The 16,773-nt window shown below is 38.8% G+C and carries 13 protein-coding genes; 8 read left to right on the top strand and 5 right to left on the bottom strand.

What is annotated here, in order from left to right:
• Positions 1-12: 12 nt before the first annotated feature.
• Together OD757_RS12315 and OD757_RS12310 are read right to left on the bottom strand one after the other, a co-directional pair.
• The gene (locus tag OD757_RS12315; protein ID WP_262144500.1) at positions 13-576 is read right to left on the bottom strand and encodes a CC0125/CC1285 family lipoprotein; all 564 of its coding nucleotides are present in this window, start codon (positions 574-576) and stop codon (positions 13-15) included.
• A gap of 59 nt (positions 577-635) precedes the next feature.
• Positions 636-1,175, bottom strand: coding sequence for a DUF924 family protein (locus tag OD757_RS12310; protein WP_263032055.1), 540 nt, complete (start codon positions 1,173-1,175; stop codon positions 636-638).
• Between the two features lie 168 nt (positions 1,176-1,343).
• Here OD757_RS12310 and gshA point away from each other — a divergent pair, with 168 nt between their 5' ends.
• The 5 genes from gshA (at position 1,344) to OD757_RS12285 (ending at position 9,681) form a co-directional block, all read left to right on the top strand.
• Positions 1,344-2,921: a glutamate--cysteine ligase gene (gene gshA, locus OD757_RS12305; protein WP_263032054.1), complete on the top strand. Its 1,578-nt coding sequence runs from the start codon at positions 1,344-1,346 to the stop codon at positions 2,919-2,921.
• A 16-nt stretch (positions 2,922-2,937) separates the two neighbouring features.
• Positions 2,938-3,459: a disulfide bond formation protein B gene (locus OD757_RS12300; RefSeq protein ID WP_009391350.1), complete on the top strand. Its 522-nt coding sequence runs from the start codon at positions 2,938-2,940 to the stop codon at positions 3,457-3,459.
• Between the two features lie 158 nt (positions 3,460-3,617).
• The gene (locus OD757_RS12295) at positions 3,618-6,944 is read left to right on the top strand and encodes a type VI secretion system Vgr family protein (RefSeq protein ID WP_263032053.1); all 3,327 of its coding nucleotides are present in this window, start codon (positions 3,618-3,620) and stop codon (positions 6,942-6,944) included.
• A gap of 9 nt (positions 6,945-6,953) precedes the next feature.
• Positions 6,954-8,969, top strand: a complete 2,016-nt coding sequence (locus tag OD757_RS12290; protein WP_263032052.1) for a peptidoglycan DD-metalloendopeptidase family protein — start codon at positions 6,954-6,956, stop codon at positions 8,967-8,969.
• A complete protein-coding gene (locus OD757_RS12285) occupies positions 8,950-9,681 on the top strand; it encodes a hypothetical protein (protein ID WP_263032051.1) in 732 nt (243 codons plus the stop codon). Before OD757_RS12290 ends, OD757_RS12285 begins: the two co-directional genes overlap by 20 nt.
• 32 nt (positions 9,682-9,713) lie before the next feature.
• On the opposite strand, the gene OD757_RS12280 is transcribed toward OD757_RS12285, so the two are convergent.
• A complete protein-coding gene (locus OD757_RS12280) occupies positions 9,714-11,057 on the bottom strand; it encodes an alpha/beta fold hydrolase (RefSeq protein ID WP_009391427.1) in 1,344 nt (447 codons plus the stop codon).
• Positions 11,058-11,267: 210 nt separating this feature from the next.
• Between OD757_RS12280 and OD757_RS12275 the strand changes: the two genes are divergently transcribed.
• Both OD757_RS12275 and parE read left to right on the top strand, forming a co-directional pair.
• Positions 11,268-11,849: a YqiA/YcfP family alpha/beta fold hydrolase gene (locus tag OD757_RS12275; RefSeq protein WP_263032050.1), complete on the top strand. Its 582-nt coding sequence runs from the start codon at positions 11,268-11,270 to the stop codon at positions 11,847-11,849.
• Between the two features lie 14 nt (positions 11,850-11,863).
• On the top strand, positions 11,864-13,747 hold the full coding sequence (parE, locus tag OD757_RS12270) for a DNA topoisomerase IV subunit B (RefSeq protein ID WP_263032049.1): 1,884 nt from the start codon (positions 11,864-11,866) through the stop codon (positions 13,745-13,747).
• A 122-nt stretch (positions 13,748-13,869) separates the two neighbouring features.
• Here parE and OD757_RS12265 read toward each other — a convergent pair whose 3' ends face one another.
• Together OD757_RS12265 and alc are read right to left on the bottom strand one after the other, a co-directional pair.
• Positions 13,870-14,373 carry an ureidoglycolate lyase gene (locus OD757_RS12265; RefSeq protein ID WP_263032048.1) on the bottom strand — a complete coding sequence of 168 codons (504 nt, stop codon included), beginning with the start codon at positions 14,371-14,373 and terminating at the stop codon, positions 13,870-13,872.
• The gene (gene alc, locus OD757_RS12260) at positions 14,370-15,380 is read right to left on the bottom strand and encodes an allantoicase (RefSeq protein WP_263032047.1); all 1,011 of its coding nucleotides are present in this window, start codon (positions 15,378-15,380) and stop codon (positions 14,370-14,372) included. The genes OD757_RS12265 and alc overlap by 4 nt, the downstream gene beginning before the upstream one ends.
• Positions 15,381-15,579: 199 nt before the next feature.
• On the opposite strand from alc, the gene hpxO reads away from it, so the two are divergent.
• Entirely contained in the window at positions 15,580-16,737 is a 1,158-nt protein-coding gene (gene hpxO / locus OD757_RS12255; protein WP_263032046.1) for an FAD-dependent urate hydroxylase HpxO, read from the top strand.
• Positions 16,738-16,773 lie beyond the last annotated feature (36 nt).

Genomic DNA, 16,773 nt, shown 5'->3' with positions numbered 1-16,773 from the left:
AATTTATCCTATTCATTTTTGTTTTACTGAGGGCTCGGGCGGTGGCAACAGCTCTCCTGTCGGACTCAATCCATATTTTTGTCCGATTGATTTCAAGATCAAGGTTGCATCAAAAGCGTCCTGAGGAGCCTGCTTTTGATCCCGATAACATTCAATAGTATACGATACTTGAACAGGGTCGATATTGACCACTTGTGGGTAATCATAGAACGGATCATGCCAGAAACCAGGGTAACGACGACCGTAACCATAGGGGTAAAAACTTGGCGCAGATGGATAAACCACGGCTTGACGTGGTGGTTTCTGGCTCTGATTACTTGGGTCATTTTGTACTTTAAAAAAGCGGAAACCTTTTTGTATGGTCGTTTGTGCTGATTTCACCAAGGTAATTTCTTCAGCTCTGCCATAACTCATATTAGGGTCGGCTTGAAAACTAATACGGAACGTTTGGGCATTTAAAGGATATGCGGAAAACTGGCCAAGCTGATCAAAGGTTCTTGGTTTACTTGGAGTCGTTGCACACGCAGTTAAAGTTAAGGCAGTGCCTAAGGCTAAACAAAGAGAGAGATATTTCATGATGAACTCCCAGCTGAGCATTGAAAAATAGATGACTCAGCATTAAAAATGAAGAAGTTTTAAAAACTACTGTTCGGTTCTAATAAAAATTCGGTTTCCTCTGGCGTGGAAACACGTCCGAGAATGGCATTGCGATGCGGATAGCGCCCGAATCGATCAATAATCACTTTATGTTTTTTCTCAAAGCTTAAATTAATTTCATTGCCGAGGCGTTGAAATAATTTTAAGGCAAATTCATGGATCAATTTTGATTCACTATGCATAAATGGCATATATAAAAAAGAGCGTTGCTCTGGATTAAGCTGTGCATCAAGTTGCAAGCTAATGGTTTCTTGTGCCAAAGCTAATGCCAAGCTGTCATAGGCAAAAGATTCGGGTTTATCACGATAAATGTTGCGAGAAAACTGGTCTAGTACAATAATCTCTGCCAGACGGCCTTCAGCCGTTTTTCGCCAAGACCAGAGTTCTGCTTGAGTTGCCTGTCGATGAACGTCAGAAAAATTTTCACGAATTTTTTTGTCAAAATCATCACTTTTTGCAAACCAAAGTGAACGGTGTTCAGGTGAAAACCAGAAGTTTAAAATGTCTTGATCGTTCATGATATTGACAACTCTTTAGCAATTATTCTTCAATAAAATCACAATTCTTTCGTGTCTTAAATAACAAGATTGTGATAAAAATTGCCAAACTGGAATGATGTGTTTATATAAATAGCCGTATCATCTCACGATTTTGTATATAGTGATCTTTAATAAGCGAGCAAATGCATGAGTCAACCCACTACACCCTCTCAATCAGTTATTCCTGCTTGGGTGGATTCGTCGCTACTACAAGGCATGTTACGTGGAATAGAGCGTGAAAGCCTACGTATGCAAAGTAATGGGTTCTTATCGCAAGAGTTACATCCAAAAGCATTAGGTTCAGCTTTAACACATCCGCAAATTACGACTGATTATTCAGAAGCGTTGATGGAGTTTATTACCTCACCTAAGCCAACGATTGAGGAAGCTTTGCATGAGCTCACCGATATTCATGTGGTTGTGCACCGTCATTTAGAAAATGGTGAAAAACTCTGGCCGCTTTCGATGCCATGTATGTTAGACGACAATGAAGAACGGATTCGCCTAGCACAATACGGCACTTCTAATATTGGTCGCTTTAAAACACTATACCGCCGTGGGTTGGGAATTCGTTATGGTCGTCGTATGCAGACGATTTCAGGTGTGCATTATAATTTATCTTTCCCAGATACACTTTTTGCCGAGCTACAAGCTCATGAAACTAACGAACAATTAAAATCATTAAGTTTGCAGGATTATCGTAGCCATCGTTATTTTGGTCTTATTCGTAATTTTATTCGTTTAACACCACTGGTTATGTTTTTAGTGGGTGCAAGCCCCACGGTATGTCGTTGTTTCTTAACTGGACATAAACATCAGTTGTTGCCTTTAATCAAAGGTTCATACTATTTACCGTATGCTACTGCACTCCGCATGGGACGATTGGGTTATCAAAACTCAGCTCAAAAAAGCTTAGGTATTCATTACAACAATTTGACTGGCTATCTGGATGGTTTACAAAAAGCCGTTCATTCTCCTTACCCACCATTTAGCCGTTTAGGGTTAAATGATGCCGCTGGTGAGCCGTTGCAAATTAATGATCATGTTTTGCAGATTGAGAATGAATATTACAGTCTTGTACGCCCAAAACAGGTGCCTCAAGCAGGTGAAACGCCGTCTCAAGCCTTGAAAAATCGGGGAGTGGGATATGTTGAGCTACGTGCTGTTGATGTAAATCCCTACTCGGCAATTGGTGTTGATGAAACGACGGCAGGCTTTCTTGAAGTGTTAGCACTTTATTGTTTGCTAAGTGACAGTCCAGAGTTGTTAGGTCCTGAACAAGACTTGGTTGAGAAAAATCAGACCGAGGTGGTAAACCGAGGTCGAGCGCCGAATGCAACCATTACTGATTTAACAGGGTCATATCACATCGAAGATTGGGCACGTTTATATATTGCAAAAATGCAAGATTGTGCACAGCTACTCGATCAGACCTATGCAACGGAGCTGTATGGTTCAGCATTAGCCATCATGCAAGCACGAATTGATGAAGTTGATGAGACTTTGTCTGCACATGTTATTGACGATACGTTAAAGCATGGTGGAACTTGGAGTTTTGGTAGCCACATGGCACAGCTACATGCTGAAAGTTATGAGCAGCATGAGCTTAGTGTGGAAACTTTGAAACATTTTGAACAATTGGCTGCACAATCTTTACAGCAGCAAGAACAACTTGAGCAAGATACTCAGGTCAGTTTTGACCAATATCTTGAACAATATCGATAATAAAACGAGGTTTTACATGCGATTAAGTTACCGTTTGGTGAGTGGACTACTTGTTTTGGCAAGTATTGTCGGCATGTCTTTTGCGTTGTATCTGGAACATGTAAAAGGTTTAGAGCCATGTCCGCTCTGTATTTTTCAACGTGTTGGCTTAATGGCGATGGGCCTTGTGGCACTGATTGCATTTTTGCATAACCCGGTTTCCAACGCGATTAAACGCTTTTATGCTTTTTTGGCTGGCATCGCAATTTTATGGTCAGTCGGAGTAGCAGGTCGTCATGTTTGGATTCAGCATTTACCAGCAGATCAAGTACCGAGTTGTGGACCGGGTTTAAACTATTTAGTTGAGGCTTTACCTATGAAAGCAGTTTTGCAAGAAGTGCTTTCTGGCTCAGGTGAGTGCGCTGCAATTGACTGGACCTTTTTAGGTCAATCTTTACCAGTTTGGTCATTGGTCTATTTCATTTTGCTATTACTGGTCTGTTTATGGCAGTTATTCCGTTTTTATCCAGTGTTTAAAACTGCTAAAAAAAGAGTTTAAACAGAATAAAAAAAGCCCAACTTGATGTTGGGCTTTTTTTATTACTTTCGAATGAGTGAAAATATAAAAAAATTGATAGAAATAAAGCATAATTTTGTAGACAGATAGGTCTGTTTTTTATAAAGTGCAGCCGTTTTATATCCTTATGATTATAAAAAATGCTTTTTAATATATTTAATGTTTTGGAAAAAATAGGGTTAAGTGCGCAAAAACGTGCGATTCACGTGCAATTTTCTAATGAATTGCTCAATAACCAAGTTTTCTTGCAACGTATCGAAGGCCAACATCAGCTAAATGGGGAAATTGAAGCTGAGTTAATTTGTCTTTCAACGAGTGCCCAAATTGCACTCAAGCAATTTATAGGGGCACAAATTGCTGTTGATCAAGTAACTGATTCAGGACAATTATTTCGAATTACGGGAATTATAACAGAAGCCTGTTATGGTCAAAGTGACGGTGCGTTAACGCTTTATAAACTCACTTTAAAAGATGCGACAAATTTATGGCACAAACGCCGTAATAGTCGTGTTTTTATGAATAAAAGTATTATTGAAGTCACGGAAATTTTATTTAAAGAGTGGCAAGAAAAAAGTCAGCTTTTTGCGACAAGTTTAAGTCTTGACCTTAGTGGGCTAAGCCAGAGTTATGATATTCGCCCATTTATTATGCAACACAATGAATCTGATTATGACTTTCTGACGCGTTTGTGGCGAAGTGAAAGTATTAGTTGGCTGGTTGATGAAAAAGAACTTTTTGTTCCTCATTTTACTGCACCAATACAACCTCAAAAACTGAGACTCATTGATGACAATAGTCAGTACCAAGCTTTAGCACGTCGTAGCATTCGCTATCACAGAAGTAGTGCAACAGAATATCAAGATAGTATTACAGGTTTTGTTGCGGTGCGGACTTTGCAGCCGACTGCTGTACACGTGCAGCGTTGGCAACCTGATGCTCTGGCACATGAAGAAGGTGTAGGTTCAGTTATCACTACACACATACATTCAGAGCAATTTGATTCAGCGAGTTTAAGCCTTGAACAAGCATGGCACATGAGCCCAGCTTGGATGCAAGATTTAAAAGGGGAAGATCAAGCTACCGCTTCAAGTAGTAATCAGTTAGAAAAATTAAATCAGCAATTTACGGATATGTATGCAAGTCAGGCCAAATATTTTAAGGCCTATAGTAGTGTCCGCGATAGCCAAGTCGGCTATTGGTTTAATCTACGCGAACATCCTGAAATTGATCAGCATGAGGGAGCAGATCAAGAGTTCCTGATTATTGCTAAAAATTTCTATAACCAAAATAACTTACCTAAAGATTTACAACTGCAAGTTAGCCAGTTGTTAACCCAAAGCCGTTGGGATCAACATGGTTATGATGATATAGAGCGTCAAGGTAATGAACTGACCTTAATACGCCGTCAAATTAAAACTGCACCTGAATATAATCCGGAACTGCATCGACCAATGGCCTACCCACAAAGAGCGAAAGTCGTGGGGCCAGAGGGAGAGACTATTCATGTAGATGAATGGGGACGTATCAAAGTACGCTTTCTATTTACCCGTAGTGATGATCATGGCCATGATGGTGGCGCAGGTAGCAATGACAATGATACGGACTCGGCTTGGGTTGATGTACTGACTCCTTGGGCAGGTGAAGGCTATGGAGCACGCTTCTTACCCCGTATTGGTGAAGTGGTTGTCATTGACTTCTTTGATGGCAATATTGACCGTCCATTTGTGACCGGACGCATCCATGAGGCACAGCGTTCACCAACCAAATTCGATGTAAAAGGACAGCTTCCTGATACTAAAAAACTGAGCGGGATTCGCAGTCAGGAAGTTAATGGCAGCGGGTTTAACCAATTACGCTTTGATGACACAACTGGGCAAATTAGTACCCAACTACAAAGTAGTCATGCAACGACGCAACTGAATTTAGGTAATTTGAGCCATCCGAAAGAACAAGCGACGAGCCAAGGTCGTGGAGAAGGCTTTGAGCTTAGAACAGATGCTTGGGGAGCTGTGCGTGCAGGTAAAGGTATGCTCATTAGTACCTATGCACAAGAGCAAGCGATTGCAGACCATTTAGAGGCCGCACAAGCACAATCTTTACTTTCACAAGGCTATGAAAGCATGAAAATGCTTAGTGAAGTTGCAGCCAAGCAACAAACTGATGCCTTAAATGTGATTAATCGCTTACCCAAATTTATCCAGTCACTTGAACTAAAAACCACAGGGCAGGCGTTAAACAGTACGGTGAACCTGTTTAAAGAAGGGATTAATAATGATCCTATTCACGCCTTAAAAGACTGCGGTGGCTTTATTCAAGACATTGGTGCGCTAGGTGGAAATGCAAAAAGCGTTGTAGACGAATTTAATGCTTTCTTTACCGACGCTAAAGATGCGGTAGAGAATTTAAAAGCATTTATTGAAAATGTTGAAGAGCATGGTGGTGACATGGTTAAAGGAAAACTTGCCAGCATTAAAGACCGCATTCATAAAAATCCATTTGAAAGCATTCAAGTGGTTGGAAAAGTCTTAGCCAATGTCGAGACTAAAGACTTTGACATGAGAAGTGTATGTGGAACGTTTAGTAAAGGCAGTAAATTAGAAGTATCACCATCAAAAGCATTGAGTTCTTTGCAAGGTTTTATGGAAGGTTATACCCAAGGTTTAGAAAGTAGTGCAGATGCGAAACAGCAAGAACAAGGCAAAATCTTTAGACAAGCGCTTATGTTATTAGCATCGCCAAATGGTATCGCTTTAACGACACCTGAAAATATTATTCTGCAAGCTTCGCAAGATATTGCTGAAAGTGCCAGCGGTTCAATTAATTTAAGTGCACAGAAAAATATTATTGGGCATGCACAAGACAAAATCAGTTTGTTTGCTGCGCAAAAGGGTTTACGTGCTTATGCCGCAAAAGGGAAGCTCGAACTACAAGCGCAAGATGATGCTATTGAAGCGATTGCCAAGAAGGTCATTAAGCTCATTTCTACTGAAGAAAAAATCGAGCTTACCAGTCCAAAAGAAATTGTATTAACAGCAGGTGGGTCGCAGCTCAAAATTAATGCGGATGGCGTATTTTCAACAACAGGCGGTAAGTTTGAAAGTAAAGCTGGGCAGCATTTGTTTACGAGTGGGGCTAAGGTTTCTTATGAAGTCCCTGAATTGCCAAAAATTGGGCCTTATGCTGTTGATTTTTTATTTGCTAGTTTAGCTGGAAATGGTATAGAAAATGCAAAAATACAGCTGTATGAACCGGACAAAAAAGAAATTATTTGGGAGGGTAAAACAGATTTAAGAGGGAAAAGTAATTTATCTCTTCAGGATGAGGCAAAACGATATCAAGCTCTGATTGGCTTTGATGATTGGTCAAGTATATTTGACGATGAAGATAATTATGAAGAAGAACATGAAGAAGAATTCGAAATAGGTGAGCATGGTATGCAAGCTGAAGAAAATAACTTAGAAGAATAGGTGTAATTTATGTCAAAAATTTATATTGTTAAATCAGGTGATACTCTTTGGGGAATTTCAAAAAAGCATCATACCTCAGTAAAAGAGTTAGCTAGAATTAATTCATTATCAGGTAGAATGATTCATAATCTTAAAATTGGGCAAAAGATTTATTTACAAAATGATGTAAATAACACTAATAATTTTGAAACCCAATTAAAGATTATTTTAATGGATCTTTCTTTTAAGCCTATATTAAAAGCTACTATTCAATTAGAGTTTGATGGGAAAAAAATTATTAGAAATACAAAGAATAGTATTTTTGAAGATATAAATATTCAAGATCATTCGAAAGGATTGAAAGTTTTTTTTAAAAACTTAAATGGTACTTTTGATTTGATCGCTGATCATCAAGTGCTTCCATTAGGAAGAAAAGTACTAAAATTAACATCAAGGAAAATGAAAGTAGAAGGTTCTCATTATGCAAAAGATGGAATACTAAATGAAACAGTTAATCAGATTATGAATAATTTAAAAAGGATTGGAAAACCTATAGTTGAAAGCATATCTACGAAAGATGAATTGAAAAATAAGCAACCGTCACCCAAAATGCCTGAAGAAAAAATAGAGCAAAAGCGTACTGATAATGGTAATAGTACTCATATAATTGCTGCACAATTTACAGAAGATAATTTTTTATTAAAACCAGTTAATAATAAATATCGAGCTTATATTGTGAGCGCAGCTAAAAGACATGGTTTTACCCCTCACTCTTTAGCAGCTGTTATTGAAGCTGAAGCAGCAAAAATAAGAAAGACAGGTGAATGGAATACTAATAGTAAAGCAAATTCGAGTACTGCAGCAGGATTGACCCAATTCTTAGATGAAACATGGTTAGCTATGTGTAAGGATAAAAGTTCATTAGTTGGGCAATATGTATTGAATAATCCTAAACTAACTATACAGCAGAAATTAAATTTAAGATTTAATGCGGAAATGGCTATTGATGCTGCTGCTGCCTATGCAATTAGTAATTTTAAATCATCTGGTTTGCCCTATCAAAAACTAACAGAACCAAGTTCAATAGCTAAGTTTGCTTATTTGCTACATCATGAAGGAGCTACAGGAGGGAAAAATTTTGTACTAAACTCTTTAAGTCAGGAACGTGCAAAAAAATTACTTTTTACTCAATTTGGAAAGAATGGCGCTAAGCAAGCTGCAGATTTTTTAAATCGGTATAAAGGTGATGCAAAAGCTGCTTACGGAGCATGGCTAAGAAATTATATTGATGGGCATATAAATATTTATCAATATGTTGTAGATAAGAACAAGACTTCTGGAATAAATTTAAGTACGGATGAAACTATAAAGCTATTGAAAGGCCAAACAATTTCAACTCCTGCTCCTAAAATATCAACTACTTCTAATAATCAGAAAACGACAAAAGTCAGTACTAGTGAAAAATCTGAATCTAAAATTACAATTAATACTTCACAAGCCCCAACAAATAATATTGGAGGAGATAATAATTGGCATAATCCTTTAGCAGATTGCAAATTAAGAACAGCAGGTTTAGCGAATGCTAAAGGTGCAACATTCGGTAAAGTAAGAAACAATGGTACTAAAAATCACCAAGGTGTTGATTTACAAGCTAATCCAGGTACAAAAATATATGCAGTCTGCGGTGGCGTTATTGCATTTGCTGGGGCAACTGGTGGAGCATATGGTAAAGTAATTGTTTTAAAAGTTGATATAAATGATTTACCTGAAAAGCAAAAGAAATATGCTCAAACTAAACTTACAAAAAATAAATATGTCTACTTCTTTTATGCTCATTTATCGGTTATTGATGTAGATAAAGGTGATCCAGTTGATACTGGGGAAGTGATTGGAAAAACTGGTGCAACAGGTAATGCGAATAAAATGACCACTATATCCAAAGGTGCTCATCTTCATTTTGAAGCTAGAAGTGCTCCCTTATTAGGGGTAGGATTAGATGGAAGAATTGACCCAATACCATTTATAAATGCAAATTTACCATATTAATTTTGAGGTACTTATGAAAGCTTTAAATTCTTTTGCAATGATGATCGCTTGTAGTGTTTCTTTCAATATTTGTTATGCAAAAGAAAATAATGAGTGGAGTGACTATTTACAAGATTCCACCCAAATAAATTCACCTATAGAATACATAGATTCTTATAATAAATATACAGTTATAAATCCTAATTTAAAAATTAAATTAGTGGATTTTGGTAATATTAATAAAACTAAAAAAGAGATTAAATATTCTTTAAAAAAATATGGAGTTCAAATCTTAAATCGGAAAGAGGTATATAATATTTTTGAAAGTAAAGTTCCTTTAAAATCTAATGTTGACTTTACATTGTTGTACAATGATAAAAATATTGTAGCTTTTAGAATTCGAGAAAATAGTAATATAGATTATGTAAAAGAACCGTATAAAAATTTCACTACAAATGCATATTTTTATAATATCGTAAATAATAAATTTATTGAATTACCGATTTTAAATTCAGATAGTGAGGATAAAAGTAAAGCGACAGATATCTTACAGGGAGATCAGTTAACATATGACTCAAAAAAAGGACAATATATTTATTTAGCAAATATAAAATCTTATAAAACAGGGAAAATACAATCTGTCAAAACTATTTTTAATAGTAACTTAAAATGTATTTCCTCTACTTTGGGATGCGAAACAATAGGTGCTCTTCCTGCTACAAAAGCTAATTAATTAAAAGAAGCCCAACAAAAGTTGGGCTTCTTTTATGTCTCTACAATTCCATCTAAATCTTCGAGCGTATAGTTCGGCATATCAATAATATGGGTCTGAATACCTTCTTGCACATAATCATTCACATGAGGATATAACCAGCGAGTAATTTGTTCGGCAACACTTGAGTGATACTGAATTTCAAAGTGATTTAAGCCATAAAACACGGCTTTATGAGAGTCTGGAACTTTGAGCTGAAAACGTGGATTAGGATGTTCACCTAGTGCGCTTTTCACACTCACTAAGTAATCGCCAATTACGGTCAACGCTTTGTTGCGTACTTTTTCAAACTCGAGGGTGCCTGCCACTAAAAAAGTATTGATATGGGAAGGTAGCGGAGCCGGAGCACGGTTATCATCCATCATGCCAATACGGGCATCCATATATTCCCAGTCGTCATCACGAACGCTGCCGTGGCGTAGGTCTAAAATGCCGTTGCTACGAATATTAACCAGTTGACCAATTAAGCCCACAAAAGGGAAAGCCCCAAGTTTATCTTGTATGGTAAAGCCAAAGCGTTCCAAGACTGCGCCATGATGTGGAGATCCAATGCATACCAGATTCTCGACCATATGGATCCATTGATACATATTTTGTTTGCCATAAAACAAGGCGCTACGAGAAACCAATCCGCCCATGCTATGGCCAATGATATCAATACTGGTAATTCTTGGGTTACGTTGTACCAAGTCTTCTAATAAGTTTGAAAAACTACGCCCATTGGCTGAAATGCGTCGACCGGTATTGTAATTTAAATACAGCATCGTGTTATGGTCACGTTGAGCTAACAGGCGCTCCCCAATACCGCCATAATGTGCGTTTGACCAAGTCAGATGATTCATACACAAACCATGGACCAAAATTACAATACGTCCCGCAAGTTCCCCTTGTTGAATTGCACCGTAATGATCGTATAGCACCATGGGTAAGGCGAGTGGACTGTGCTGTTTAAGCAGATAATCCCCAAAAATTCCATTCAAAATTCCAACCAAAAAATGTAGGCTTGGAGTGAGTGGTTTTTCGTGAAGTGTTGGATACTTTTCAATAATATGACGTAAACTTGGCGCTAAAAAACAGCTACCATATTTTTGTAAAGCGCCATAAGAAAATTGATATGCCTTTTGCACAAATGGTCGTTTTTGAAAGTTTTTTGCATTTTGTGTGCTAATACCAAAAGCATTTTTTAATACTTCAATATTAATAACTTGTATTAATTCGTGTACACCATTTAAGCTGGTGCTGAACAGTTGAGCTAAACCTTCTAGTACGTCTGCCTGACTCGGTGGCGTACGATCCCATTTACAATAAGTTTCATGTAGTGGTGTTAAGCTCGGCATATCTTTTCCCCATATACGTTATAACCGACGTTTTAAGCTGTACTTTTTATCAACGGCAGTAAACGTTTCCATCTTAGTAGTTTAAATAACACATTTTTTTAAAATACTGATGAATGGTTAGTTGAGTGGTTTTTCTTGTCTAACAATTGTGCTTTTCTATACAAACTGAGAACAAAATTGTGGAATTTGTCTCAATTTAGAGGGAAATATATGAATATTATCTACCTCCATGGTTTTAATAGTAGCTCTCTTTCAATTAAAGGGCTAAGCCTTAAGCAGTATTGTAGCGAATTAGGGATTAATGTGCATTTGCCAAACCTCAATAGATCTCCAGATCAGGTGGTTGAGCAAGTTTCAGAGCTTATTGAAAGTCTGGAAGATGTTGCATTGGTTGGTAGTAGTTTAGGTGGTTTTTTTGCGACATACTTTGTCGCGAAATATAATATTCCTGCTGTACTGATTAATCCTGCTATGCAACCATGGAAGTTGTTTGATGCGCTGTTTCAAGTTGAAAGCATGCCCTATGTGGTAAATGATCAATGGTCAATTGATCATGTTCAGTTGCGACAGTTGCAACAACTGGAACTGAAACAACCTAAAAATGCCGACAAAATACTCGTCTTATTGCAACAAGGCGACGAAATTTTGGATTATCGTCAAGCACAACGCTATTATAGTGCTGCAACGCCATCCTCATTGATTTTGACGGATGCTCATGGCAATCATGCTATGGAAGATTTTGAAGAAAAATTACCGTTAGTGATCGAATTCTTTGCGCACACCATCAAATAAGGAAAACGTACAACGTGACACAATATACGGCTCAATCGCTTGAAGTCCTTTCTGGTTTAGACCCTGTTCGTCGTCGTCCAGGGATGTATACCGATACGACTCGACCTAACCATTTAGCCCAAGAAGTTATTGATAATGCTGTTGATGAAGCATTAGCTGGTCATGCCGACAAAATATGTGTCACGGTTTATAAAGATGGTTCATTGTCGGTTGAAGATAATGGCCGTGGTATGCCGGTTGATATTCATCCTGAATATGGCCAATGTGGTATCGAAATTATTCTGACCAAGCTCCATGCGGGTGGTAAATTCAGTACCGATAATTACCAATTTTCAGGTGGTTTGCATGGTGTGGGTATTTCCGTTGTAAACGCCTTATCAACACGTGTTGAGGTGGAAGTTCAACGTCAGGGTAACCTATATCAAATGGCCTTTGAGCAAGGTGAACCGGTTGCACCTTTGGCTGTGTTAGAAGGCAAAGCACCAAAACGCGCGACAGGTACAACGGTACATTTTTGGCCAGAAGCGAAATATTTTGATAGCCCGAAATTTGCTTTAAAAGCACTTAAACACAATTTAAAAGCCAAAGCTGTTTTAGCAGCAGGCTTAAAAATTATTTATATTGATCAGATTAACGATGAAAAAATCGAATGGCAATTTGAAAATGGCCTCGTCGATTATTTGATGGATGAACTGCAAGACCGCGAAATTTTGCCAAATCCTGCTTTCGTAAGTAGTGGGCAGGCAGATCGTGCGGCATGTGAGTTTGCAATCTGCTGGAATGTAGAAGGCGGCGAGCAGGTTCAAGAAAGTTATGTGAACTTGATTCCAACTGCACAAGGCGGTACTCATGTGAATGGTTTGCGCTCAGGGGTAACTGAAGCATTACGTGAGTTTTGTGAGCTACGTAACTTGTTGCCACGTAATCTCAAACTATCAGCAGAAGATGTTTGGGACGGTGTGAACTATATTTTGTCACTCAAGTTCCAAGAACCGCAGTTTTCAGGTCAAACCAAAGAGCGTCTTTCTAGTCGCGAGGCCTCTAATATTGTTTTAAATATTGCTAAAGATGCTTTTTCACTCTGGCTAAACCAACATGCTGAAATTGCCATGCAACTGGCTGAAATGGCGATTTCTAAAGCAGGTCGTCGTTTAAAAGCAGCTAAAAAAGTCGAGCGTAAAAAGATTGTTTCTGGCCCTGCATTGCCGGGGAAATTGGCCGACTGTGTTGGGCAAACTCGTGAAGACAGTGAGCTATTTATTGTCGAGGGTGACTCGGCGGGTGGTAGTGCCAAGCAAGCACGTGATAAAAACTTTCAGGCCATCATGCCAATTCGTGGAAAAATCTTAAATACGTGGGAAGTTTCTTCAGATGAGGTTTTGGCTTCTCAAGAAGTTCATGACATTGCGATTGCCATTGGTGTAGACCCAGGTAGTGATGACTTATCAGAGCTGCGTTATGGCAAAATCTGTATTTTGGCCGATGCCGACTCGGATGGTTTACACATTGCGACTTTGCTTTGTGCTTTATTCGTTAAACACTTTCCAGCATTGGTTGAAGAAGGACATTTGTATGTAGCAATGCCACCATTGTTCCGTATCGATATTGGTAAAGATGTCCATTACGCGCTTGATGATGATGAGCTCGAAGTCATCTTGAAAAATGTGAAAGGCAATCGTAATCCGCAAATTACCCGATTCAAAGGACTGGGTGAGATGAACGCGATTCAGCTACGTGAAACGACCATGGATCCAAACACACGTCGTTTAGTTCAACTCGATCTAGATGATGCTCATTTTACAGCAGGTTTACTCGATAAGTTACTTGCGAAAAAACGTTCGGCCGATCGTAAACAGTGGCTTGAGCAGAAGGGTAACCTAGCCGATATCACTGTTTAAAACAGAATTAAAAAATCCCCGCTCAATAGGCGGGGATTTTTTATGTAAACCTAAATTATTGGAAATCACCACAATGGGTTCTACCATTAAATTAAAAAATAGACAGATCTGTATATTTTAATTTAGGCCGTAATTTTTATAGCAAATGGAAATTGAAAAACATCACAATTCGCTCCACCTCCAATTCGATCTACCACCGCAAAATCACTTGGTGCCTCAAAGGTAAGCAAAGGATGATGCCATGTGCCTGCCCGATAATTAATACTTTGCTTCCCATTTGAAATAAAAGCACATAACTTTGAAATATCAGGAGTATTTTCATCCAGAGCGGGCGCCACAATAATTAAAAACTTTTGTTGCTGTAGTGGAATAAATGCCTGAGAGCCTTTCGGATGGCGCTCTAGCATTGAAATTTCCAGAGGTAGTACACTGGTCTTAATATTACGGAAAATACTAATTCCTGCCTTTGCTTCCCCTTCAATTTCAGTTTCAACGAGCGCATGGTAGCGCTCGGTGTGGGCATCATTAATATGAAAAAAGTCATGCCCGTCACAACAGATGACTTCTCCGAAGGGCTGAAAGTTTTCAATTGTTAAGGGCTGAATTTGAACATTCTTCATGATCATGACTTGGCAATTTTCCCCCATAAACGAACACGACTAATCCCCCCGTCTGGAATCATATTAATGCGAATATGCGAGATTTTTTCATGCTGTAAAATCTCATTCACATATTCATGAATATGGTCCATTTGCATCGGTTGAGCTTCAAGTAAATAAGACCAGAACATACTTTGTGGAATCAGTTGTGCATCGGTTGCATTTTCAAGGTAAACCGCTTGAATGGATACTTGGGCAGGGAAATTTCCTTTAAAGTGAGCCGTATCAATTTCAAGTCTCTCAATTTTTCCACTTTTACCCAATGCAAGAATACACCAGTCATAACCCGGCGCTCGGCGGCGTTTAGTTTCCCATCCATCACCCATATTGACGCCACGGCCAGGGTTAATCAAATTACGAGGATGGCCAAAATGCGCATCGCTATAGGCAACTACGCGGCCACCATTTTCGAGAGCCAATAAATCGAGAGTTTGCTCGCTGTCAGTTACCTGAATATGAACATCTCCATAGACACGTAAACGGGCAATACCACCATCTGGGAAAATATTAAGGCGTATATGAGTGAAAAGTGCATCATTATTGACCATAAAAATATGGTGCTGGCTTGGGCCGAGTCCAGTATTTCCTAAAACACTTTCCCATTTTGCTCCTGTCAGGTCCCCATTTGGTGCATAGCATGCTTCTAAAGATGCAGATGCTGGATAATTTCCTGTGAAAAAGCTGGTATCAATATCAAGTGCGCTGATTTTTCCACTTACTCCGAGCTTCACGATACACCAATCATAACCTGCGTGACGTTTACGGCGCGTCTCCCATCCATCCATCCATTTGCCGTTGTCATCAAATTTATCTTCAACAAAAATAGGTGCATCAAATTGCAGCATACGCTTTGCTTCTGCAAAGAAATCATCTGAACACTCAATGACTTGTGCACCAATTCGGGCATCTGCCAAATTGGTTTTCGTATTCAAAATTTCAGGAAGTTCAAATGCTGGAGCATGCAATGTTGCCATAGTAGATTATCCGTATTTCTTGTTAAAAACATGATTTTTCATTTAAAACTGCGCCAACACGGAGCGTGCTGAGACGAGTTTTACATGTAAATATATAAGCATGGTGCATGCCAGTTTTGTGGAAAAGCTAAATAAATTTTGAAGGATGGCATGTTTTTAGCATAAGCACTCTATAGGTGAATATCTATAGGAGCGTGTTATGAATGTGGTGATTATTGGTGCGGGAATGGGAGGTCTAACCACAGGCATTGCATTAAAAAAATTTGGTCACCAAGTTCGTATTTTTGAACAAACTGAAAAGATTCTTCCAGTGGGCGCTGCAATTTCGCTGTGGTCGAATGGTGTGAAATGTCTAAACTATCTGGGATTAACAGACAAAATTGCTAAACTTGGTGGACAAATGGATGATTTGGCCTATGTGGATGGTCTAACTGGAGATGTGATGACACAATTCAGTTTACTACCATTAATTGAAGAAGTAGGCCAACGACCATATCCAGTTGCACGTGCCGATTTACAAAATATGCTAATGGATGAATTTGGCAGAGATCAGATTTATTTAGGCAAAAAAATGGTTAGCCTTCAAGACAAAGCTGATTATGTTGAGGTCCATTTTGCAGATGGCAGTTCAACGCAGGCTGATCTATTAATTGGGGCTGACGGTACCCACTCACTTACACGGAGCTATGTGTTGGGCCAACAAGTACAGCGCCGTTATGCGGGTTATGTGAACTGGAATGGCTTGGTTGAAATATCTGAAGATTTAGCCCCAGCTCAGCAATGGACGACTTATGTGGGGGAAGGCAAGCGAGCGTCTTTAATGCCAGTTGCAGATGGCAAGTTCTATTTCTTTTTAGATGTGCCTTTGCCAGCAGGTCTAGACAATAATCGAGATGATTATAAAAAACTTTTAAAACAATATTTTGCGGATTGGTGTTTGCCAGTACAGCAACTCATTGAGCGCTTAGACCCGCAAAAGACGAATCGGGTAGAAATCCATGACATTGAACCATTTACACAATTTTATAAAGGTCGTGTAGTGATTTTAGGTGATGCTGCACACAGCACGACACCTGATATTGGTCAAGGCGGTTGCCAAGCGATGGAGGATGCGATTTATTTAGCGCGTTCTCTGCAAATTAACACCTTGGGGCTAGAGGATGCTTTGCGACGCTATCAAAACAAGCGCAATGAACGAGCAAATGAACTGGTACTTCGTGCGCGTAAACGCTGTGATGTGACTCATATGAAAGATGAAGGCGTTACACAAGCATGGTATGCAGAACTACGCCGTGAGCAAGGCGGGCATATTATGCAGGGGATTATTAGCAATATTGTGGGTAATCCACTCGATTAAAACAAAAACAGCAAGGAATTTTCCTTGCTGTTTAAT

Origin of the sequence: Acinetobacter sp. AYS6, assembly GCF_025630795.1 — a bacterium.
GTDB lineage: Bacteria > Pseudomonadota > Gammaproteobacteria > Pseudomonadales > Moraxellaceae > Acinetobacter.
This window is presented reverse-complemented; position numbering and strand designations above follow the sequence as displayed.